Annotated in this window: 18 protein-coding genes; 8 read left to right on the top strand and 10 right to left on the bottom strand. The window is 70.2% G+C overall.

What is annotated here, in order from left to right:
* Positions 1 to 83: 83 nt before the first annotated feature.
* Genes ACWDX9_RS36680 through ACWDX9_RS36650 form a run of 7 tightly spaced genes read right to left on the bottom strand, consistent with a single transcriptional unit; the run spans position 84 to position 6,676 of the window.
* A complete protein-coding gene (locus tag ACWDX9_RS36680) occupies positions 84 to 992 on the bottom strand; it encodes an amidohydrolase family protein (RefSeq protein ID WP_449962355.1) in 909 nt (302 codons plus the stop codon).
* Positions 993 to 997: 5 nt separating this feature from the next.
* Positions 998 to 2,113, bottom strand: a complete 1,116-nt coding sequence (locus ACWDX9_RS36675; protein ID WP_449962352.1) for a vWA domain-containing protein — start codon at positions 2,111 to 2,113, stop codon at positions 998 to 1,000.
* Positions 2,106 to 2,963, bottom strand: coding sequence for an AAA family ATPase (locus ACWDX9_RS36670; protein WP_363983202.1), 858 nt, complete (start codon positions 2,961 to 2,963; stop codon positions 2,106 to 2,108). Before ACWDX9_RS36670 ends, ACWDX9_RS36675 begins: the two co-directional genes overlap by 8 nt.
* The gene (locus tag ACWDX9_RS36665; RefSeq protein WP_357748979.1) at positions 2,953 to 3,969 is read right to left on the bottom strand and encodes a xanthine dehydrogenase family protein molybdopterin-binding subunit; all 1,017 of its coding nucleotides are present in this window, start codon (positions 3,967 to 3,969) and stop codon (positions 2,953 to 2,955) included. The genes ACWDX9_RS36670 and ACWDX9_RS36665 overlap by 11 nt, the downstream gene beginning before the upstream one ends.
* Positions 3,970 to 3,972: 3 nt before the next feature.
* A complete protein-coding gene (locus ACWDX9_RS36660) occupies positions 3,973 to 5,352 on the bottom strand; it encodes a xanthine dehydrogenase family protein molybdopterin-binding subunit (RefSeq protein WP_449962348.1) in 1,380 nt (459 codons plus the stop codon).
* Positions 5,352 to 5,855 carry a (2Fe-2S)-binding protein gene (locus ACWDX9_RS36655; protein WP_449962345.1) on the bottom strand — a complete coding sequence of 168 codons (504 nt, stop codon included), beginning with the start codon at positions 5,853 to 5,855 and terminating at the stop codon, positions 5,352 to 5,354. The genes ACWDX9_RS36660 and ACWDX9_RS36655 overlap by 1 nt, the downstream gene beginning before the upstream one ends.
* Before the next feature lie 11 nt (positions 5,856 to 5,866).
* The gene (locus ACWDX9_RS36650; protein ID WP_449962342.1) at positions 5,867 to 6,676 is read right to left on the bottom strand and encodes an FAD binding domain-containing protein; all 810 of its coding nucleotides are present in this window, start codon (positions 6,674 to 6,676) and stop codon (positions 5,867 to 5,869) included.
* A gap of 90 nt (positions 6,677 to 6,766) precedes the next feature.
* Between ACWDX9_RS36650 and ACWDX9_RS36645 the strand changes: the two genes are divergently transcribed.
* The gene (locus tag ACWDX9_RS36645; RefSeq protein WP_449962341.1) at positions 6,767 to 7,438 is read left to right on the top strand and encodes a GntR family transcriptional regulator; all 672 of its coding nucleotides are present in this window, start codon (positions 6,767 to 6,769) and stop codon (positions 7,436 to 7,438) included.
* A gap of 346 nt (positions 7,439 to 7,784) precedes the next feature.
* Complete coding sequence (locus ACWDX9_RS36640) at positions 7,785 to 7,988, top strand: hypothetical protein (protein ID WP_449962338.1); 204 nt, start codon at positions 7,785 to 7,787, stop codon at positions 7,986 to 7,988.
* A 129-nt stretch (positions 7,989 to 8,117) separates the two neighbouring features.
* On the opposite strand, the gene ACWDX9_RS36635 is transcribed toward ACWDX9_RS36640, so the two are convergent.
* Positions 8,118 to 11,444, bottom strand: coding sequence for a S8 family peptidase (locus ACWDX9_RS36635; protein WP_449962335.1), 3,327 nt, complete (start codon positions 11,442 to 11,444; stop codon positions 8,118 to 8,120).
* Between the two features lie 84 nt (positions 11,445 to 11,528).
* Here ACWDX9_RS36635 and ACWDX9_RS36630 point away from each other — a divergent pair, with 84 nt between their 5' ends.
* Complete coding sequence (locus ACWDX9_RS36630) at positions 11,529 to 12,506, top strand: LysR family transcriptional regulator (RefSeq protein ID WP_449962332.1); 978 nt, start codon at positions 11,529 to 11,531, stop codon at positions 12,504 to 12,506.
* 871 nt (positions 12,507 to 13,377) lie between these two features.
* Here the strand turns inward: ACWDX9_RS36630 and ACWDX9_RS36625 are convergent.
* On the bottom strand, positions 13,378 to 15,774 hold the full coding sequence (locus ACWDX9_RS36625; protein WP_449962329.1) for a hypothetical protein: 2,397 nt from the start codon (positions 15,772 to 15,774) through the stop codon (positions 13,378 to 13,380).
* Positions 15,775 to 16,234: 460 nt separating this feature from the next.
* Here ACWDX9_RS36625 and ACWDX9_RS36620 point away from each other — a divergent pair, with 460 nt between their 5' ends.
* The 3 genes from ACWDX9_RS36620 (at position 16,235) to ACWDX9_RS36610 (ending at position 18,738) form a co-directional block, all read left to right on the top strand.
* Positions 16,235 to 17,227, top strand: coding sequence for an NADPH:quinone oxidoreductase family protein (locus tag ACWDX9_RS36620; protein WP_449962326.1), 993 nt, complete (start codon positions 16,235 to 16,237; stop codon positions 17,225 to 17,227).
* Between the two features lie 60 nt (positions 17,228 to 17,287).
* Positions 17,288 to 17,617 (top strand): EthD family reductase, encoded by a 330-nt coding sequence (locus tag ACWDX9_RS36615; protein ID WP_449962324.1) that lies wholly within the window; start codon positions 17,288 to 17,290, stop codon positions 17,615 to 17,617.
* A 143-nt stretch (positions 17,618 to 17,760) separates the two neighbouring features.
* On the top strand, positions 17,761 to 18,738 hold the full coding sequence (locus ACWDX9_RS36610; RefSeq protein WP_449962321.1) for an RNA polymerase subunit sigma-70: 978 nt from the start codon (positions 17,761 to 17,763) through the stop codon (positions 18,736 to 18,738).
* An 80-nt stretch (positions 18,739 to 18,818) separates the two neighbouring features.
* Here ACWDX9_RS36610 and ACWDX9_RS36605 read toward each other — a convergent pair whose 3' ends face one another.
* Positions 18,819 to 19,793, bottom strand: coding sequence for a LysR family transcriptional regulator (locus tag ACWDX9_RS36605; RefSeq protein WP_449962319.1), 975 nt, complete (start codon positions 19,791 to 19,793; stop codon positions 18,819 to 18,821).
* A gap of 109 nt (positions 19,794 to 19,902) precedes the next feature.
* On the opposite strand from ACWDX9_RS36605, the gene ACWDX9_RS36600 reads away from it, so the two are divergent.
* Both ACWDX9_RS36600 and ACWDX9_RS36595 read left to right on the top strand, forming a co-directional pair.
* A complete protein-coding gene (locus tag ACWDX9_RS36600; protein ID WP_449962316.1) occupies positions 19,903 to 20,526 on the top strand; it encodes a LysE family translocator in 624 nt (207 codons plus the stop codon).
* A 143-nt stretch (positions 20,527 to 20,669) separates the two neighbouring features.
* Positions 20,670 to 21,359 (top strand): alpha/beta fold hydrolase, encoded by a 690-nt coding sequence (locus ACWDX9_RS36595; RefSeq protein WP_449962313.1) that lies wholly within the window; start codon positions 20,670 to 20,672, stop codon positions 21,357 to 21,359.
* The last annotated feature ends 45 nt before the right edge of the window (positions 21,360 to 21,404 follow it).

Here is a 21,404-nt window from a genome sequence, read left to right as displayed (position 1 = left end):
CTCCTTTTCACGTCAATCCGCGACTATCTGACGTCGCCGGTCCAAGCCCTCCGGGCCGCGGCCCGAGTCCCAGCAGTTTCAGGTCAGCCCTCCAGCCCGTACACCCGTCGTGCGTTGCCGGCGAAGATGTCGTGTTGGTCGGCGGGTGGGAGATGAGCCAGTGCGTTCTTCCACGCGTCGACCAGGTGCGGCATCGTGGTCCAGATCTTCTCGACCGGGAAGTTGGTGCCGAACATGGCTCGGCCGGCGCCGAACCAGCCGATCACCTCGTCTGCGACGAAGGAGATGAGGTCGGGATCCACCCGGTGGACGAAGGTGCCCTGCCCGGTGAGCTTGACGACGATGTTCTGCCGCTCGGCCAGCGCGGCCATCCCGGCCCGCCACGACTCGAGGCACTCGAGCCCGATGAGCATGCCCGCGTGCACCAGGACGAAGGTGACGTCAGGGAAGGCCGCCGCCAGCTCGACCGCATCCGGCATCTGTTCGGGAAAGACTTGCAGCTCGAACAGCCAGCCGTGGTCGGCGAGCGCGCCGATGTTCTTACGGAAGACCGGATCCTTCATACGGTCGGGCGCGGTGGCGAACCGGAACTCCGGGCGCTCGTGCCAGTGCAGTTGCTGGCGGATCCCCCGGATCAGCGGCGTGAGCGCGGCCTGGCGTCGCATGGTGTCCGGAGCGCTCTCGTCGAACATGTCGGCCGATCCGATGACGGCCATCGGCCGGCCCGTCTCCTGATGAACCTCGTGAAGCCAGCGCACCTCGTCCACAACCCGGTCGAGCGGCCAGTTCGTCTGCACGTAGACCGACTCGCTGATGCCTGCGGCCGTGGCGTCGGTGATGTACTCGTCGATCAGGTAGTCCCGCCTGATCGGCTCGTACGGGCCGAAGATCCGCGGCACCATCGGTCCGGACAGCCAGGGCAGGTCCCCGGCCCGCCAGATGTGGTGGTGCGAGTCGACGATGTCGCCCGAGTAGCGGGCCGTCTCCGGCATGACGATCACTCCCTGACCAAGGTCTGTACCTGCTCGTACGCCGTACGCAGATCGCGCACGCCCGCGAGCGTGTCCACGCTGCCGAGCACGGCCGACATGCCGCGGGTGACCGGCCGGTACGCCGGGTCGCAGGCGAGCGGCGACCACCACAGCAACCGGTGGCTCAGCAGCGACAACCGCCGTACGGCCGCCTGCATGGGCCGGCAGTCGCCGCGTTCCAGGCCGTCGGAGAGCACGATCGTCAGGGCGCCGCGCGCCACGGTGACATGTCGGGCGTTGGCGAGGAACTCCTGGAGCGAGGCGCCGATCCGCGTCCCGCCCTCGGCGTCCAGGACGACGTCGCTCAGCGAGCCGACGGCCGCGTCGACGTCCCGTGCGCGCAGTAGCTCGGTGACGCGGGTCAGCCGGGTGCCGAAGGTGAACACCTCGACGCGGTCGAGCCGGCCGACCACGGCGTGGGCGAAGCGGAGGTAGTGGGCGCTGTGCTGCTTCATCGACCCCGACACGTCGATGAGCAACAGCACACGGCGCTGCCGCCGCGGACGGTTGCGCCGGCGCAACGTCACGATCTCCCCGTGGCTGCGCCTGGACTCACGGCAGATCCTGGCGACGTCGATCCACGGACCTCGCCGGGCAGGCCGCCGACGTCGCGATCGGATCGTCGGCACCGCTCCGGGTAGTTCCCGCCGCAGCAGCGAGAGCACTGCCCGGTCGTCCTCGCTCGCCGGGCCGAACACCGGGCGCCTCTCGCGCTCCGAGGAGCCGGCCTTCAGGCCCGCCTCCCCGCCGAACGCCGCCGCGAGAGGAGCCTCGTCCCCCTTCCCGCGCGGCGCGGAGGCCTCGTCGTCGGGGGAGTCCTCATCGGGGATGCGCCGTGCCGTGACCTCGCCGAACCAGTGCTCGAACGTGGGGGAGTACACCTCCAGGTCCTCGTGGGAGGTGGTGAGCGTGGCCACCCCGATCCAGTAGAGGTGAGTGGCGTCGCGCGGGCCGACGGCCTCGATCGCCTGAAGGAAGACCCGCTGTTTGGGCACCGGTACGGGCAGGCCCCGATCGTGCAGGTCCCGCAGGAACCCGTGCACATGATCGCCGACGCGTACGAGGAGGGACTGCTCAGTCACCGAACACCTCCGCGGTGTGGCGGCCGAGGAGCGCGAGGTCCTCCTCGTGCTTGACGAGCAGCCCCGCGGACCGGCGCATCGCCTCCAGCCAGCTCGAACCCTCGCGGGTCAGCGTCTGCACGCCACGGGCCCAGGAGACCGACTCGGCGATGCCCGGGCGTTTCAGCAGAGCCAGTCCGCGGATGCGGTGCACGGCGGCCACGAGGCGGGCCGCGCTTCTCTCGTCCAGGCCCGGCGCCTGCGCCCGGATGATCGCTCGCTCCCGTTCGGCGTCGGGAAAGGGGATCCAGTGGTAGAGGCACCGGCGCTTGAGCGCGTCGTGCAGTTCGCGGGTCCGGTTCGAGGTGAGGACGACGAACGGGACGCTCGCCGCCGTGATGGTGCCGATCTCCGGGATGGTGATCTGGAAGTCGCCGAGGAACTCCAGAAGGAAGGCCTCGAACTCGCTGTCCGCCCGGTCGATCTCGTCGATCAGCAGCACCGCGCCGGACGCCGCCCGCAGCGACCGCAGCAACGGCCGCTGCAGCAGGAACTCCTCGCGGTACAGGTCGCCGACGCCGCGCCCCTCCACCTCGGCGGCCCGCAGGGACAGCAACTGTTTGGGGTAGTCCCACTCGTACAGGGCCTGGGAGGCGTCCAGTCCTTCGTAGCACTGAAGCCGGATCAGCTCGCGGCCGAGGATGCGGGCCAGGACGTTCGCGACCTCGGTCTTGCCGACCCCCGGCTCGCCCTCCAGCAGCAGCGGGAGCCCGAGCGTGCCTGCCAGGTGGAGGGCGGTGAGCAGACCCTCGTCGGCGAGGTAGCCCTCCGCGCCCAGCCGCCGGTCCAGCGTGTCCTGATCAACCAGCACGGCCGGCCCGCAACTCGTCGAGTCCGCGCAGCACCTTCTCCGGGGTGAAGGGCATGCTCGTCAGCCGTACGCCGACCGCGTCGTACACGGCGTTGGCGATCGCGGGGATCGGCGCGTTCGCCGTCATCTCGCCGATCCCCTTGGCCCCGAACGGCCCGTTGTCGGCGGGCCGTTCGAGGAACAGGCTCGTCTGCGCCGGGATGTCGGCCGGCCCGGGCATCAGGTATTCCGTGAAATCGACCGGGCCGTGCTCGCGCGAGTGCGGATAGTACGGTTCGGTCGATTCGAACAACGCGTGCGACAGGCCCATCCAGGCGCCGCCCTCGACCTGCTGCGTCGCGAGGGCCGGGTTGAGCGCCCGGCCGATCTCGTAGGTGTTGTAGAGCCGCAGCACCTCGATCACGCCGGTCTCGTCGTCGACCGCGACCTCGGCCACCGTGCACGCGTGCGCCTGGCAGGAGTCCGGGTCCATCTCGCCGGTCTCCGGCACCGGGGAGCTCGGCTCCTTGAGGTAGATGCCCCGGCCGGAGATGGTCCGGCCCTGCCGGAAGTGCGCGGCGAGCGCGACGTCGCTGATGTGGATCTTCTTTTCCGACGATCCCTTGAGGCGGACGAAGCCCGTGCCGTCGGTCTCCAGATCCTCCGCGTCGACCTCCAGTTCGTCGGCGGCGACCTGGAGCATGACCTCCCTGGCCTCGCGCGCCGCCATGATCACGGCGTTGCCGACGCGGTGGGTGCCGCGGCTGGCGAACGTTCCCATGCAGTGCGGGCCGGTGTCGGTGTCGGCGGTGTCGACGATGATGTTCTCGATCGGGATGCCGAGTGTCTCGGCCGCGCATTGGGCGATGACCGTCCGCAGTCCCTGGCCGAGATCCACCGAGGAGAGCGTGACGACGAATCCGCCCATCGTGGTGGCGTGGACGAGTGCCTGCGACGGGTCGCCGCCGAGGTTCATGCCGGTCGGGTAGTTGACCGCCGCGTATCCGCGGCCGTGCCGTAACGCCATCGCTCAGCCCTCCGGTCGTTCGGTCGAGGACATCGCCCGGTACTCCGGCGGAAGGTCGTGCCCCACCAGGTCGGCGGCGCTCTGGATCACCTCGACCAACGCCGTGCCGGACGCGATCTTGCGATGAGCTTTCATGTCGCCGTCCCGGTAGGCGTTCTTGAGCCGGAGCCGCAGCGGGTCCAGGTTCAGCTCCCGGGCGATGCGGTCCATGTGCGACTCCAGCGCGAAGTCGCCGATCGTGACGCCGAACCCGCGCATGGCGCTGGACGGCGTGCGGTTGGTGTAGACGCAGTAGGCGTCGACATGGACGTTCGGGATCGTGTACGGGCCGGGCATGTGCGCCGCCGCCTTGGTGGTGCCGTACGGGCTGTGCCGGGAGTACGCGCCCGCGTCCACGTAGAGCGTGATCCTGCGGGCGACGATCCGGCCGTCGTCCATGACGCCGTCCTTGATGGAGATGCGCTCGGCCGCTCGGGGGGACGACACCTGCATCTCCTCGGCGCGGCTGTAGACGTACTTGGCCGGCCGGCCGGTGAGCATGGCGGCGATGCACGCGAGTGGCTCGACGATGACGTCGACCTTGCCGCCGAAGCCGCCCCCCACGGTGCCCCCGACGACGCGCAGGCTGGTGGGCGGGACGCCGAGAATGAGCGCGGTGTTGTCGAGGGTGAAGAAGGCGGCCTGGGTGTTGGTGTGGATGCGCAGCCGGCCGTCGCCCTGAGGGACGACGATGCAGCCGGTCGGCTCGGTCGGCGCGTGTTCGATGGGGGAGGAGCTGTAGCGGCCCTCGATGATGCGGTCCGCCTCGGCGAAACCTCGCTCGACGTCGCCGAAGCGGATCCGGCGGCAGTGATGTCCCTCGTACACGAAGTGGTTGGCGCCCGCCTGTTTGATGATCGGTGCGCCGTCGGCCAGCGCCTCCTCGACGTCGAGGACGGCGGGCAGGTCGGTGTAGTCGACCGTGACCCGGGCCGCGCCCTCGCGGGCGGCGTCCTCGGTCTCGGCGACGACGGCGACGATCGGCTCGCCGCGGTAGAGGACCCGATCCTCGGCCAGCACCGGCTCGTCGTCAGGTCCCACGCCGATCAGGCGCAGCACGGTGTACCAGTTGTTCGGCACGTCCTGGTGGGTGATGACCCGAAGCACGCCCGGGACTCCGAGGGCGCCGGAGACGTCGACCCGGTTGATGAGCGCGTGGTGCCGCGTGGACCGGTGGATCTTGACGTGCGTCATCTCCGGCAGCGTCATGTCCTCGAAGAAGACCGTGCGGCCGGTGACGTGAGCGCGGGCGTCCGAGCGCGGGACGGCGGAGCCGATGACGGCGAAGTCGTCCGCGCGCCCGCCCTTGAAGTACGCGGTGTCGATCGGGGTGAGGCGCGCCATCAGACCTCGGCCTCCGCGTTCGTGAGCGGGGCGCCGCGGCGGCATTGCGCGGCGGCGAGGACGGCGGCGATGATCGGCTCGTATCCCGTGCAGCGGCAGACGTTCCCGCAGATCGCCTCGGTGACATCCTGGCGGGTCGGATCCGGCTTCCGGTTGAGCAGGGCCGTGGCGGACATGATCATCCCCGGGGTGCAGAACCCGCATTGCGTCGCGAAGAGGTCGACGAACGCCTGCTGTACGTCGCCGAGCCGGTCGCCCTCGGCCAGGCCCTCGATCGTCTCCACGGCAGAGCCGTCGATCGTCACGACGGGGATCAGGCACGAGACCACGGGCCGGCCGTCCAGCAGCACCGTGCAGCTGCCGCAGCCCCCTTGCGCGCAGCCGCGCTTGGCTCCCATCAGTCCCAATGTGTCGCGCAGCGCGCTCAGCAGCGTCGTCGACGGCCGGGCGATCAGCTCCCGCTCGGTGCCGTTCACTTTGAGCGTGACGATTGTCGAGGCCATGCGATCCCCTTTCAGGCCCCCAGCAGGGCGCGACGCAGGTGGACGGGGTAGACCCGAGCGCGGTACCAGGCGGAGGCGTAGGCGTCGTCGAACGGCTCGATGACGTCGGCTCCGGCTGCCTGGGCGACGACCTGGGCGTTCAGCGGCGCGCCCAGCAGAACGCGCTCGGCGCCGACCGCGCGTACCAAGCGCCGCGCCAGGCCGCCGAGCACGAGACGGATGTCGCCGACCAGGCCGTCCTCGATCGTGATCCGGGCCGCCACCGTCACGATGGATCCCGAGTTGAGCCGCCGCCGGCTCGCCTTGTAGAACCGGAACGCGTCCTTGGCCGGAGCGGTGAACCGGACGCGGGTCACCAGGTCGCCCGCCCGCAGGCCATCGGTGACGACCCGCTCGAGCGGCTCGCGGCGGGCGCCGTCGGCGCCGAGCACGTCCAGCTCCGCGTCCAGGGCCAGAAGAGCCGCCGCCAGGTCGCCGTACGGTTGTGGCACGAAGAGGTTGCCTGCCACGGTGGCGAGGCTGCGGACCGGCGGCGCGGCGATCGACCGCACACAGCCGGACAGGTAGCTCAGCCGATCGTCGTCCTCGATGTCGTCCTCGATGTCGGCGAGAGTGGTGGCCGCGCCCAGGGTCACCGTGTCGCCTTCGACGTCGATGCCGGACAGTCCCGCCCGGCGCAGGCTGACCAGCCGCAGGTCGCGGCCGGCCTGATCGTCCATGCGGGCCAGCAGGTAGGTGCCGCCGCCGAGGGGCACGGCCCCGGCCTGAAGCGCCGCATGAGCCGCTTCGGGACTCTCGGGTGTCTGAACGGAGGTCAGCATGTGCACTCCACTTATCGATATCGATAATTAACTTACGTGGCATGATCGAAGAGTCAAGGGCCCGCTGGGCCCTCAACGTCAGGAGGTTTCTTGTCGGAACCCACGGGGAGCCCGCGCTCCGCGCGACCGACGCTGAGCCGGCAGATCCGCGACGGTCTGCTGCAACGGATCGTCTCCGGCGAACTCGGCGAGGGTGACCGGCTGATCGAGACGAAGATCGCCATCGAGTTCGGAACGAGTCAGGCCCCGGTCCGGGAGGCGCTCCGGCAGCTCGAGGGCCTCGGCCTCATCGACGGCCGGCCTCGTCACGGCAGCCGGGTGCTTCCCTTCGCCGAGCAGACGATCCGCGAGGCGTACATCGTGCGGGCGGCCCTTGAGGAGACCGCGACGCGGCTCGCCATGCTGGCCGGAACCCTTCCCTTCGACCGGCTGGGGGAGGCGGTCGAGGAGATGTACCGCTGTGCCCGTGACAACGACGTGCACGGCATCGGCCTGGCCAGCGCGCGATTTCACCGGCACGTCGTGCAGGCCGGCGGCAACGTGCTGCTGACCCGCGCCTGGGAGGCGCTGCAGATCGAGGCACGCACGGCCATCGCTCTTATGGTCACCAGGCCGAAACTCGAGCGGGTCGCGGACGAGCACCGGGAGCTGCTGGACGTCATGCGCGGCGGGGACGTCGAGGTGGCCTGCCGTCACGCCCGTGACCATCAGTGGGCCTACGCCGACACGCCGCACGACCCTTACGGAACGCCGAAGCATTAGGGGTCAGCGTCTTTCTCGACGCCGGCCGGTGTTCCCCGCTACCGTGCGCGACCGCCGCCGTTGATCAGCGCTGAGTAAATGAGATCATTGGCAGTGCGCCTGCCGGTGACTACATCCGCCCAGGTCATAACCCTGCGAGGGCTGCGCTCGGCGTGCGCGAGCTCCGGCCGCCAAGAGAGGCAAACGCGTGCGGCATGATGATCGGCCGTGCTCCTCCGCCGCTGGACGAGTTTGACACCCGACAGGAAGCTGAGAGCGGGTAGCAGCCTTGCCAGCGCGGCCAGCAGCGCCCGATCAGCCCAGTCCGGCTGAGCCCGGCGACCTGGCGACGCAGCACCGCGACCTCATGCCGCAATACCAAGATCTCCACCTCTTTGGAGGCACTGTCCCGTGCGAACAGCACCCGGCCGGTCCCGCGCCGGCCGGGCCGCTGCAACCCCTCGGTCTGGCGTGGCCGTTCCTCATCGCCGGGACCACCAAGACCCTCTACGGCCTGACCCTGTGGCGGATCTTCCGCCGCGTCCAGCTCCCCACCAGGGGCCCATCGTGATCCAGGTGACCAGGCCCGGCCCGAGACCAACCGGATCGTCTGCCCCTGGCTGATCCGCCGCTCCTCATTCTGCCGGCCGCCGCGGTACTGCGGCGGGCCTCGGGCAACGTACCCGAGGCCCGCCCGGCGTCATCGCAGGTTGTAGGCGCGGATGACGGTGTAGTCGACGGTGCCGCCGTCGGCCCGCTCCGCGTGCGCGCGCACGGACACCGACCCCTTGTCCGGGTGGTTCAGCGTGGCCAGCCACGTGTCCGTTCCGGTCGGGATCAGGGCCGCCTTCCGCCACGTAGCGCCCTCGTCGTAGGAGACCTCGACACTGACCCGCCGCGTCCGCGAGGCGGCCGAGCCCGGCTGGGCCTTCAGGCTCACCGGCACCATGAACGGCCGGCCGGCCGGTGCGCTGTTGGCCAGGTCGACCTGCGGCGTGAAGGAGAACGACGCCAGGGGCAGGTACGTCCACTTGTCCGTGCTCACCTCACCGGACTTGAACGTCCACGCACCGCTGATCTTGGTGGAGGCGTTGAAGCCGGTCGTACGGTCGACGTCGTACTCCAGCCGATAGGTGCTCTCGGCCGACGGCACCGGCCCGCTGGCGTCGTAGAAGTACTTCGGTATCTCGGCCAGCTGGACGCCGTCGCGGTAGAACCCGACCCGGCCGCCGTCGAGCAGCGAGTAGCCGGTGTGCCCGGAGTCGTCGCCGAACGGCGGGACGTTCAACATGATCGTGTTCCCGGCCCGGGCGACGTACGTGCGCGGGTTGAACTTCGGCCCGGCAGGTCCGCGTTGCCAGTCGACCACGAATTTCCGGCCCGGCTGCCAGATGGTGTCGTCGTACCAGAACTGCGTCTGGCGCGCTCCGCTCGTCTCCCACCGGTTGTCCCAGACCACGCCCTTCGCGCTGTAGTAGATGGTCCGGGTGCTGGGCACGTCATACCTGATCGGTCCCGACATCGCGCTGCCGCCCTCGGGCGGGAAACCGAAGTTGTGCATGTAGCCCTGCTGCTTGTCCGGGGTCACGCCGTGGTTGCGGTTGACCACGGTCGCCAGCTCGCCGGGGCGCACGGTGTGGCGGTAGCCGGTAAGGAACCGCCCGCGGACGAACTGCACCAGGTCGTACTCGTACGGCGAGCCGTAGAAAGTGCCGTCGGCGCCCGGCTCGGCCCAGAAGCTGCGCACCTCCGACACCAGCGTGCCCTGCTCGGCCGTCACCTCCTCACCCAGGTCCGCGGTGAACAGCTTGCCGAAGTCGGCGCCGACGATCCGCGCCGCCAGGCCGTATCCGCGCGGCAGGCCGCGGACGAAACCGGCCGCGGCCAGCCGGGTCCGCGCCGAGGACTTCGGTACGGTCACCGACACCGGGGTGCCCTGGCGCGCGTCGAGCGTGAGGACTCCGTCGTCGGTGTGCCCGACGGTGAGGTTCGGCTGCACCAGCAGCGTCGAGGTCCCGTCGGGTGTGATCACCGTGGCCTGAACGTGGTAGCGGCCGGGCCGGAGCTTGGCCTTCACGGTGCCCGACGCGTCGTAGGGAACCCGGAAGACGTCCAGATCGAGACCGACCACCGACAGGTCGTAGTCACTCGCCGGCGTGCCCGCGCGGTCGGTGAGCTGGAAGGTGACGGTGCGGGTCTCGTGTCCCTTCGTGATCGTCAGTGGGGTCCGCACCGACACGCCGTCGGCGTTCGAGGCCAGCAGCATTCCGGTGAAGGTGCCTGTCGCCGACGGCACCCGGGTGTCGGCGGTCAGGGTGACCGCCGCGGTCCCACCGGCCGGCACGACGGCCCGCGCCGGACTGGCCGTGAACAGCCCGGCCGGCGCGGCGACCCCGTCCGGGCCGGTCGCCGTGGTCGTGAGGTCGAGGGTGACGGGCGCTGTGCCGTCGTTCCGGTAGGTGATCGTCTTCGTCACGGGAACGTCGTCTTCGGCCGGCCACGGTTGCGACCCGAGCGCCAGGCCGGTGACGTCGGGCAGGATGGCCTGCTGGACCGCGCGGCCGACGTCGACCCTGCCGGCGCCCTGCTGGAAGGCGTTCAGGCCCGGGTTCGGCTTGGCCGTGGCGACCAGCCCGGCTTTGAGGTCGGGGCCGGTCCACTTCGGGTGCTGCTGCGCCAGCAGCGCCGCCGCTCCCGCGACGTGCGGCGTGGCCATCGACGTCCCGTTCAGCTGGGTGTACCCGGGCGAGTACTCCGGATAGTCGGATCCCTTCGCCAGCGCCGCGACGATGCCCACGCCCGGCCCGGTGATGTCCGGCTTGATCGCGCCGTCGACGCGCGGCCCGCGGTTGGAGAATGACGCCAGGGCATCCTGCTTGTCGACCGCGCCGACGGCGAGCGCGGCGTCCGCGGTGGCCGGCGAGGACACACCGCCGTTGCGGCCCTCGTTGCCCGCGGCCACGACGAACAGCGTGCCGGTGGTCGCGGTCAGGCGGTTCACCGCCTCCTCCAGGACGTCGACGCCCGGGAAGTCGGTGCCGCCGAGGCTCATGTTGACCACTTGCGCCCGCTCGGCGGCCCACTCCATCCCGGCCAGGATCGCCGACTCGGCGCAGTTGCGGGTGCTGCACACCTTGCCGATCAGCAGGTTCGCCCCGGGCGCCACGCCGCGGTACTTTCCGCCCGATGCCGAACCGCTGCCGGCGATGGTGGATGCGACGTGCGTGCCGTGACCGACGGTGTCCACGGTGTCGGCGGCGTCGGTGAAGTTCTTCTCCTCGACGATCTTCCCGGCCAGGTCCGGGTGGGAGTTGTCGATCCCGGTGTCCAGGACGGCGACGGCAATCCCGCTGCCGTCGTATCCGGCCGCCCAGGCGGTCGGCGCGCCGATCTGCTTCACGCTCTGGTCCAGCGAGACCTCGCGCTTGCCGTCGAGCCAGATCCGCCCGATGCCGGATGCCACGGTGCGCTGGGTCGCCGGGCCGGCGGTCACCTCGGTCCAGAACTCGCGTGCTCTCGCCTTGCCGACCTTCACCGCGGCGGCGCCGATGCTGGGCAGCGTGCGGGTGACCTTCCCGGCCGACCTGACCCGGGCAGCGGCCTTGGCCTCGTACGACACGATGGTGGGCACGTCGTCGACGTGCGCGTCGTCGTATCCGGCCTGGACGAGCCCGGTCACGTCGAACAGCCGCCGGTCGAGCCGGGCGGCCGACACCAGCTTCTGGGCGTCGTTCGGCACGACGAACTGGTGCCCGTCGCGTTCGTACTGGCTGAAACCGACCTCTTCGCGGCCGGGAGCGGGGTCGATCGAGACCCGGTTCCCCTCGACATAGACCCGGTCGCCCGTCAGCAGGGTGACCCACGAGCCGCGGGGCGCCGTGGACTGGGTGCCGGTGGTCCACCGGGAGGGTGCCGGATCGGCGCTCGGCGTGGGCTCCGCGCTCGCGGTGGAGGTCAGACTCGCGGTTAACAGGGCGGTGGTGAGCAAGAGACCGGGCAGGCGCCGGCGCAGAGACGTCCTGGACATCAAATTCCTTCCTGATGGTGCAGGGAAGATTCTGAGATCAGGACGTTGGGCGTAGGTACTCCTAATCGGGCATAACATCGCGTTATGCAGCTGGAGATCCGCCACCTCCGGGTTGTCGCGGCGATCGCCGAGTCCGGCAGCATCAGCCGCGCCTCGGCCGTGCTCGGCCACAGCCAGCCGGCCGTCACCGCGCAGTTGCAGCGGATCGAGCGCGCGCTCGGCGGGAGGCTCTTCGCGCGCGACGGAACCGGCGCCAAGCCCACGGCGTTGGGTGCCATGGTCCTGTCCCATGCCCAGGGCATCATCGCGTTGCACGACGATCTGATGCGCGACGTGCAACGCCGTGACGCCGACGGCGACCTGGCGACGCTCAGGCTCGGCGCCACGGCCGGGCCGATGGCCGCCGGCCTGATGACGGTCAGCCGCCGGTTGCTGCCGGAGGCCGAGGTGTCCCTGCACGTGAGCGACGCGGACGAGGAACTGGTCGAACTGCTCGCCGAATCCCGGCTGGAGATCGGGCTGAGCGTCGACTATCCGGGCTACGAGCTGCCGGTGCCCGAAGGGCTGAGCGAAGCGGTGCTGGCCGTCGAGCCCGTCTTCGTCGTCCTGTCGAAGGACCACCCGCTCGCGGCCGAACCCGAGGTGCCGCTGGCCGCTCTGGCCGGCGAGCGCTGGCTGCCGGGCGTCGGCAAGGACATCAGGATGCGGGCGATGTTCCGGGACACCTGCCGCCGCGCGGGGTTCGTGCCGCGGCGCATCCAGCGCACCGACGCCAGCCTGGTGTTCTCCCTGATCAGCCAGGGCCACGGAGTGTCCCTGTGCAGGGCGATCACGGCCGAGCGCGAGAACGTGGTGGTCAGGCCCCTGGCCGGTGACCCGATGTGGGTACGGGAGCGGCTCCTGTGGTCGGCGGGCTCGCCGGTCGCCGAGCACGTACCGGGTATCCGTGACGTGCTCGCCGCGGCGTACCGGGAGCAGGCGGAGGCGATGCCGGCCTACCAGGCGTGGCAGCGCAGCCGCCGCCGGTCCTTGTCGGAGCTCGACGTGGAGCCCTTCGCCTAGCAAGTACCGCGAGCTCGCCGAGGCCGGGGCCCGCTTATCCGCCATGAAGCGTTGCGTCTGGAGACGTGCAAACCGCATGGCGATCAAGGAAAACTGCGAAAGCGGGTCGGCCCGGCTCCTCCTGGCGGGGATCGCACCGCCCTACCGCTGGAGGGGCGGATCGAACGCCGGAAGGTGCTCTACGGGCTGATCGACAAGTGTCACCGAGCTGCGTAGCCACTCCGGAAAACTCCCAGCTCAAGCCCTACGCGATGGAGTTTGAAGCGGTACGGGGCGCGGGCGGGTGTACGGGGCGGCGCCGATCCGGCTTGCGCTGCAGATCGGTGACGATGCGAGCCCAGGTCCGCTGCCGGAGGCGGAACAGTCCGCGCACCGGCAGCAACGGCTCCGGCGCCGCCCGTTGCGCGGCGGTCAGATTACCCCGCTTCACTACAAGATCGTCCCATGAAGCGGATCATTAACTGATTCGCTTCGTGGGACGATCGCGAAGTGGCACGCTATGAGCGTTTCGTGGAGGAACTGCTTGACTTCTTCCGAAGCATGGCCGTGCCTGCAAGTCAGGTCCCTGGCGCTGCCGTTTGCCGATGACCAGGACCACCGTTACGGATGGAGGACGCAGTATGCGGTATTCGCTTCCGGGAAGCGTGTTCACCCCGACGGCGAGCGCCAATGGCCTTGGCAACTCCCGTCGCCCTCCAGGTCCGTCCAACGGTAAGTGACGGCCCCTGCATCAGCGCCCGGGTCGTCGCTCTAAATTACGGCGCTTCAAGGCTGCGACAGAGCTCACTGGCCGATGATCGTGCGGGTGTTCGGTCGTCCGCCCGGGGGAAGACGAGGTCGGTATCACCCTTGCGGCGCTCACCCACGGACCCTAAGGCCACCAGCGATAGATGTCGTGCACGGCTCTTCGATACCCGTATTCGGCCAGGGGACCGCCGAGGTCCCGGGCGACGCTCGTCAGGGCGGCCGAGCCCGGGGGATCCTGATGGCCGTACTTCTCGAGCGCCGTACGGACGATCCCGATCACCACGGTGCGGCCCGCGCCGCGCCGCCATGCGCGCTGAGCCCGGCGCAGCAGGATTTGCCCGTCCTCGTCCCATCTGTGGTCCAGAACCGGCACCGGGACATACGCGAACGGGACCGGACGGGCCGCCTCATCGGGGAGGGAGGCCAACGCCTCGTCCTGGTCAGCCCGGAAGCCGCGTTGGCGGAAAGACAGTTCCTCGGCGAGCAGCGCGGCACGGCGTCCGATCGGGACGCGGCGCGCGACGTGGATCATGCCCTGCCTATTCTTGCGAGCCATGGCCTCGGCCTCGCGCAGGACCGCGCGACGTTCGGCGGAGGGCAGCCGGTCGGCGAGGGCGGCGAGCGCGGCAGCCTGGTAGTGGGGGCGTTCCGTGAGCTTTCGGGCGATGTCCAGGCCGCGGTCGACCGCGAGGCCGGACAGGTGCTCGGCGACACCGAGCAGGGTGCGGCCCAGGTATCCCGGGCGGTTCAGTTCCTGGAGCTCGTTCAGTGCTCTGATCATGAGCCCTTCAGACAGGAGTGGTGCCATTCTCGCAAGCTGACCGTGGAAGTAGTTCTCGTAGCCGACGTCCTTGAGCCGGATGTCCAGCGCCTCGGCCATGGCCGCGTGGCGCCGTCGTCCGGTCAGGAGTTCGGCAATGGCGAGGAGGCCGTGGAATCTCTGGTCCTCGTCGTCGACCGCGCGAATCAGGTCGAGAGCCTCGGCGAGCACTTCCTCGGCCTCATCGGGGGACAGCCAGGTGGAGATCTCCATGAGAAGCCGCGCGCGGTCGTCCCAGTCTCTTTGGCCGTCGTCGACGTCGTAGGCGGGCAGCGATCGTGTGATCGTCAGCGCCTCGGCCAGCACGGCGGGCCGTTGGTGGGCGGGCAGCGGTTCGAGCATTTCGGTGAGCACCCACGCGCCGTAGGGCGGTTCGGTGATCTCACGCGACGCGGTGTGTGCCTCGGCGAGCACGGCTGCCTGCTCTTCGAGTGGAAGCAGTTCGGCGAGCTGGATCAGGACGCGGGCCCGGACCAGCGGATCGGCGATGTCGCGCGCCGCCGTCAGGGCGGCGGCCGACAGTGGGGCGCGTTCCCGTGCGGGTACGCGCTCGGCCGCGTGCATCAGGAGCTCGGCGCGGTCCCACGAGTCGGTCGGGAGGTCGGCCAGCGCCGCCGGGCGTTTCGCCGCGGGCAGCAGGGCCAGCAGTGCGCCCCACCGCCACAGCCTCACCTCTGCCTGAGGATCGATCGCGGCGACGGCGGCGCGCAGCGCGGTCAGCGTCTCCGGCCGGTCCTGCTCCGGGAGCCGGGGGATCAGCTCGGACAGCACGTGGGCCCGGTCGCGTCCGTCGGCCGGCTCCATCGCGGCAGGCAGGGCCGCACGCGCCAGTGCGGGCGGAAGGTGCGGAGCCAGCGCCGCCAGGGCCTGGTCACGGCGACAGTCCAGGGGCAGCGCCACGGCCAGCGCGACCGCCCGTCCCAGCAGCTCGGGCGGCAGGTGCGGGGCGAGCTCCTCCAGCTGATGACTCACGTACCACGGGTCGTCGTTTTCCAGGACGGTCAGTACGTGGGCGAACTCATCCGCCTTCAGCTGCGGCCACACCTCGCGGAACACGTTCGGGAATCCCGGGTGGAGCAGTTCGTGCAGCACCTGCTGCCGCTCCTTGGCCGGCAGGTGAGGCAGCAGGGCGGACAGGTACTCGGCGCGCCGCTCGTGACCGTCTTCGCGCCGCGCGGCGGTCAGCGCCCGCGTGACGTCCCAGATCCCGGCTTCGACCAGCATCGGGGGCAGCTCGTCGTAGGTTCGGGTCCCCGCGAACCGCGCGCAGACCGCCATCAATGCGTAACGCATCTCCAACCCGAGCGAGGGGGCCGGTCGACCGGCGGCGATGGCGACGTCGGTGGCCTTGCGGGCCAGACGCCGCGCGAGCTCCAAGTCGGCGAGGTAGCCGTCGGCCTGGCCGACGCGGTCGCGGGCGTCGAACCACGTGTTCACGGCGCCGGCCCGTCCCGGAGCGGGACGCTCGCAGGCCAGCAGCCGGTGCACGTCCTCGTCACGGCCCGCCGCGGCCAAATGCCGAACCAGATGCCGCAAACCGTACGCGTCCTCCTCGTCCGAGGCGGCGCCCAGCAGCGGCAGCCCGGAGGCCAACCCACCCCACCGGTCCAGCATCTCGTCGGCGATGCGACCGTGCTCGGAGGCGTCAGCCTTGTCCTCATCGGCGGCCGCCGTCCCGCCCGGGAGAATCTCTGGTGCCACGCCCGACGATGTTAATGATCAGGCGTTGGCCGGACCAGCGGTTCACCCTCAGCCATGGGGAAAGGGAGCGCGGCGCAGAGTCAGGGGTGCAGCACGTCTACCGGGTCCGCACCTGCCGAGCCCGGTCCACTGGATCGAGCTGCGCCAGTAGCGCCGCGCCCAGCTCGGCCAGATCCTTGATGACGGGTGTCCCACTCACCGCTGTCTGCCGTCACGTCCGCGACGCTACGCCTGCGTGTGCCGGCCTGACCCCGCTGTTCTGGTCACACGTGCTCCCGTACGGCGAGGTCAAGCTCAACATGAACAGCAGGCTCACCCTCGGCAGAAGCTGAGTCCGTGCGGTTCGGGAGCGGTCGATTCCTTTTTGTGGTGGCCGGGGTCTACATGCTGAGAGGCGCGGCCCGCGCAACGGGCCGGTCGGTCTCTCTCATGTACGCCGAGAAAGAAGGACTGATCGCCAATGAGCATTCCCGCGACCATGCGCGCGCTGCAGCAGACTTCCCTCAACGGCCCGCAGGACATGCGTCTGATCACCGACGCGCCGGTGCCGAGCCCCGGCCGGGGCGAGGTCCTGATCCGCGTCACCGCCGCCGGGGTCAACTTCGCCGACATCTCGAAGGCCCACGGCACGTTCCTGGACGGCCCGCGGCCACCGTACGTGGCGGGTTTCGAGGCCGCCGGTGAGGTCGTCGCGGTGGGTGAGGCGGTGACCGGCCCGCAACCGGGGGCCCGTGTCGTCGGCGTCGGAGACGGCGCTTTCGCCGAGTACATGGTCCTGCCCGCGGCTGCGGCGGTGCCGGTGCCTTCGGGCTGGACGGAGCAGCAGGCGTTGGGTCTGGTCGTGAACTGGCCCACCGCGCTGGCCGCGCTCAAGCCTCTGGGCGGCATCGCCGCCGGGCACGTTGTGCTGATCCACGCCGCGGCGGGTGGGACCGGCCAGGCTGCGGTGAGAATCGCCAAGCACTACGGTGCGACGGTCATCGCCACCGCCTCGCCGGGCAAGCACGAGACAGTGCTGGCACTGGGAGCCGACCACGTTCTGGACTCCCTCGGCGGCGACCTCGCCGCCGAGGTGACGGAGCTGACCGGCGGTTCCGGCGTCGATGTGGTTCTGGAGTCGGCCGGCGGCGCCACCTTCGCCGCCAGCCTGGCCGCGGCCAAGCGGGTCACCGGCCGGGTCGTCGTCTACGGCGTGGCAGGCGGCGAAGCCCCGATCACCAACTGGGAGCTGGTGTACAAGCACCAGGTCCACGTCATCGGCCTCAATATCGGCGTGCTGATCCAGGCCGCGCCGCAGATCTTCGGCGAGCTCATGGGCGAGCTGTCCGCGCTGATCGCGGCCGGCGTGCTCGCCCCCAGCCTGCCCACCGTGTACGAACTGGCCGACGGCCCGAAAGCGCTGACGGAACTGGAAGCCAGGGCCACCGTCGGCAAACTGGCCCTGTTGCCCTGAGAAGGCCCCTTTGTACTGAGCCAGTTCCCCTGACAGGAGTTGAAACAGATGACTGCAACCGTGGACCCGGCCGCCAAGCAGGTGGCGCGATTCGTCGTGATGTACGACGCCCCCTCCGACGTCGACGCGTTCGAACGTCACTACAACGATGTCCACATCCCGTTGGCGAAACAGTATCCGGGCCTGCGTCGCTACACGCGCAGTCATGAGCCGGCGGCCGTGATCGGCGAGCCGTGCTACATGGTCGTGATGCTGGACTGGGACGACATGGCTGCGCTGGAAGCCGCGCTCGGGTCCGAGATCGGCCGGCGCACCGCCGAGGATGCCGTGGCGAACCTGGCCCGATACGCGACCTTCCGCGGCATGATCCTGCAGCTCGACGAGGTCTGATCGCAGATGTCGTCCTTCCGGGAAAGTAGCCGCGTCGTCGATAGTGGCCGAGGCGGGGCCTGGCGTTGTCGGAGGCATCGCCACGTGGACCACGCCCAGACGTGTGGCAGCACTAGGCTCGCGGCGTGACATCGCATCTGCGGGTGGCACCGAATCGAGACCGGTTCACCACCGAGACTGAGCGGTTCCGCCGGGAGCTGTTGGCGCACTGCTACCGCATGGTCGGCTCGGCGCACGACGCCGAGGACCTGGTGCAGGAGAGCTATCTGCGGGCGTGGCGGTCCTACTCCGGATTCGAGGGCCGGGCGTCGATTCGGTCCTGGCTGTACAAGATCGCCACCAACGTCTGCCTGACAGCGTTGAAGCCGCGCCCGATCCGGGTGCTGCCCTCAGGTCTGACAGGCTCGTACGACGGACCCGATCGCCCGCCGAGTCCCATTGCGCCGGGCGAGGTGTCGTGGCTGGAACCGCTGCCGGACGCATGGATCGCCCCGCCCGCCGACGATCCGGCCGCGGTGGTGGTCGAACGCGAGTCGCTGCGGCTGGCGCTCATTGTGAGCCTGCAGTACCTGCCCGCCCGCCAACGTGCGATCCTCATCCTGCGCGAGGTGCTGGCGTTCTCGGCGGCCGAGACCGCGGAGATCCTCGACACCACCACGGCGGCGGTCAAGAGCGGTCTGCAGCGCGCCCGTGCCCGGCTGGACGAATTGAAGCCGGAGCCCGCGGAACTGCTCGAACCGACCGACCCGCGGGCACGCGCGCTGCTCGACGGCTACATCGCCGCCTTCGAGCGCTCCGATGCCGGCCTGCTGGAACAGGTGCTGCGCACGGACGCCACGCTGGAGGCGACGCCATTCCGCGAATGGCAGGCGGGCCGGGCGAGGTGCATCCACATGCTCGACGCGTACGTGCTGGGCACACCGGGCGACTGGCGGATGATCGCGACCACCGCCAACGGCCAGCCCGCCGCCGTCGTGTACCACCGGGATGCGGACGGCGTTCTCCGAGCCGACGGCGCCGTGGTGCTGGCCCCCACCGCCACCGGCGTCTCCCGCGTGGTCAAGTTCCACGATCCCGCGCTGGCCGCGACGTTCGGCTTCCCGGACGTGCTCGCGCCCTGACCCGCCAACGGTACAGCCGAGCCGGCTGCCGGCGTCGATGGTCGGTCGGACCAGGCGGTGCCGATTCAGAACCGGGGGTTTCAGGCTCCGTGCGGTGAGTTCGGTGAGCGTTGGTCTTCTCGCAGGGGAGCCTCCCAGGTGGCGGTGATGTCTCGGGCGACATCACGTAGGAGGTCGATGAGCATGTCCGCGAGTGGTGTGAGGCTGGCGTCGGTTTTGGTCACGGCGTAGAGCTGGCGGTAGGGCCTGGGGCGGGCCAGTTCGCGATGGGTGGTGCCAGGCGCATGGGTCAGGGCCAGGCGCGAGACCAGGGCCACTGCGATGCCTGTGCCGACGAGGGCCTGGGCGACGTCGTAGGACTCGGTCTCGAACCGCACGGTGGGAGTGAAGCCGGCCTCGCGGGCGGCGTCGTGGAACTGTTCGCGGGCGGCATGGCCGGCCAGGATGGAGACCCACGATTCGTCGCGCAGTTGTTCCAGGTGAAGTTCGGTGTCCGCGGGCTGCCCGGTGGCCAGTGGGTGGTCATCGGGGAGAACCACGACCATCGGGTCCAACAGGAGCGAGTGGGCCCGTAGGTGTGGGGGCGGCGCGAGTGGTGTGCCCCAGGACGCGACGATGGCGAGGTCCAGGCGGCCCGCGCTGATCTCGTCCGCTCCGCGTCCGGACACCACGTCCACGACCGAGACGTCGGCGTCCGGATGGCGGTGCCGCAGCGCCGTCAGGGCGGGTGGCAGCAGGTGCAGGGCAGCCGCCTGGAACGTCCCGATCCGCAGACGGAGCGAGAGGTGGCCGAGCAGTGCGGACAGTTCCGCCTCGGCCCTGTCCGATGCCTCCTCCACAGTTCGACCGTGGGAGGCGAGCAGCGCACCGGCCGCGGTGAGCGTCGCTCCGCGAGGACCCCGGATGACCAGGGGCACCTGCCAGTCGCGCTCGGCCTTGGCCACCTGCTGGGTGACCGCCGCGGGCGTGAGTCGGAGTGCGTGAGCGGCCGCCGTCAGGGAGCCGTGCCGCTCGATCAACGCGAGAAGCCGCAGCTGTCCCGGATCCACCAGCATTCACTAATCCTAACGCTGCACCCTTCTCTTTTAACTTCTCTTAGGGGCGCGAGACAGGAAGCCTGGTGTACACCCATCGGCCGCAATCCCCGGAAGGGGTTCTTTTCCCATGCCCACGCATGTGCCCGTTTTCATCGCCACCACCTTGCTGCTGGCGATGCTGCCAGGCGCGAGTCAAGCGCTGATGATCCGGCAGGTTCTGGAAGGCGGCCAACGTACGCTGCGAGGCACGCTCGCGGGCAATGCCAGCGGCTTCCTGCTGTGGTCCACGGCCGCCGCGGCCGGGCTGTCCGCCGTCCTGCTGGCCAGCCCCACCGCGTACGCGGTGCTCCGGATCGCAGGAGGCATCGTGCTGATGATCCTCGGGGTGAAGACGCTACGGACCGCGCTCACCACCGGCTCCACCCGCCCGCCCCGCGAGGGCGGGCGCCGCACCGGCTTCGGGGGCGGATATCTCACCGGCCTGATCACCAACCTCGGCAACCCCAAGGCGGGCGTGTTCGCCGTCTCGGTGCTGCCCCAGTTCGTGACCGCGGAAGGCCCGGTGTTCCTGTCGACCGTCGCCCTGGGAGCCCTGTGGGCGCTCGTCAGCGCCTCCTGGTACATGGTGCTCACCTGGGCCGTCAGCCGAGGGCGCGCCCTGGTATCGCAGCCGACCGTCCTGCGGGGACTCAGCGTGACCACCGGCGTCGTCCTGCTGGGGCTGGGCGCCGCGGTGGTAGCAGGTCTCTGAGGGCCTGGCCCGTACTTCTTCCAGCGCCCGACCGCCCGAGGCCAGGGGCCGTGCGCTGGGGTTCAGTTTCTGGTCAGTGCCTGTGCAGTACGCACTCATACGCTTCACGTCTGCATCGAACAGGTAAGCAAGGAGGATGCGTCATGACGCCCACCGCGGTCAACGTCGTGCTCGTGCACGGCGCTTTCGTCGATGGATCGGGTTGGCAGGCGGTGTACGACCTGCTCAAGCGGGACGGCTACCGGGCCAGCGTTGTCCAGAACCCCACGCTGACGCTGGAGGGCGACGCCGAGGCCGTCCGGCAGATCTTGGACCGTCAGGACGGCCCGACCGTGCTCGTCGGGCATTCCTACGGCGGCTCGGTCATCAGTGAGGCCGGTACCCACTCGCGAGTTTCGGCACTTGTCTATGTCGCCGCGTTCGCGCCTGACAAGGGGGAATCCGTGCAGACGCTCATCGCCGACCCGCCGCCGGGCGCGCCGGCGCCGCCGATCGTGCCCCTGGGCGACGGGTTCCTCGTCCTCGACCGCGACAAGTTCCACGGCGCCTTCGCGGGTGACCTGCCCGCGGAGCAGGCTGCGTTCATGGCCGACTCGCAGGTGCCGTGGGGCGTCGGTGCGGTCGGCGGCGCCGTCACCGAACCTGCCTGGCGCTCCAAGCCCAGCTGGTATCTGGTGGCCACCGGTGACCAGACGATCCCGCCGCCCGCTCAGCGGGCGATGGCCGGGCGTGCGGGTGCCACGGTGATCGAAGTCGACGGCAGCCACGCCATCTACATCTCCCGGCCGGACGCTGTCGCCGAACTGATCAAGAAGGCCGCCGCCGGCGGCTGAGCGAACGGCCCGACAGCCGGTGGACACCCCGCCCGTGTCCACCGG

The organism is Nonomuraea sp. NPDC003201 (genome assembly GCF_053590415.1).
Note: the sequence above shows the minus strand (reverse complement) of the source record. Positions and strands in the feature narration are given on the sequence as shown.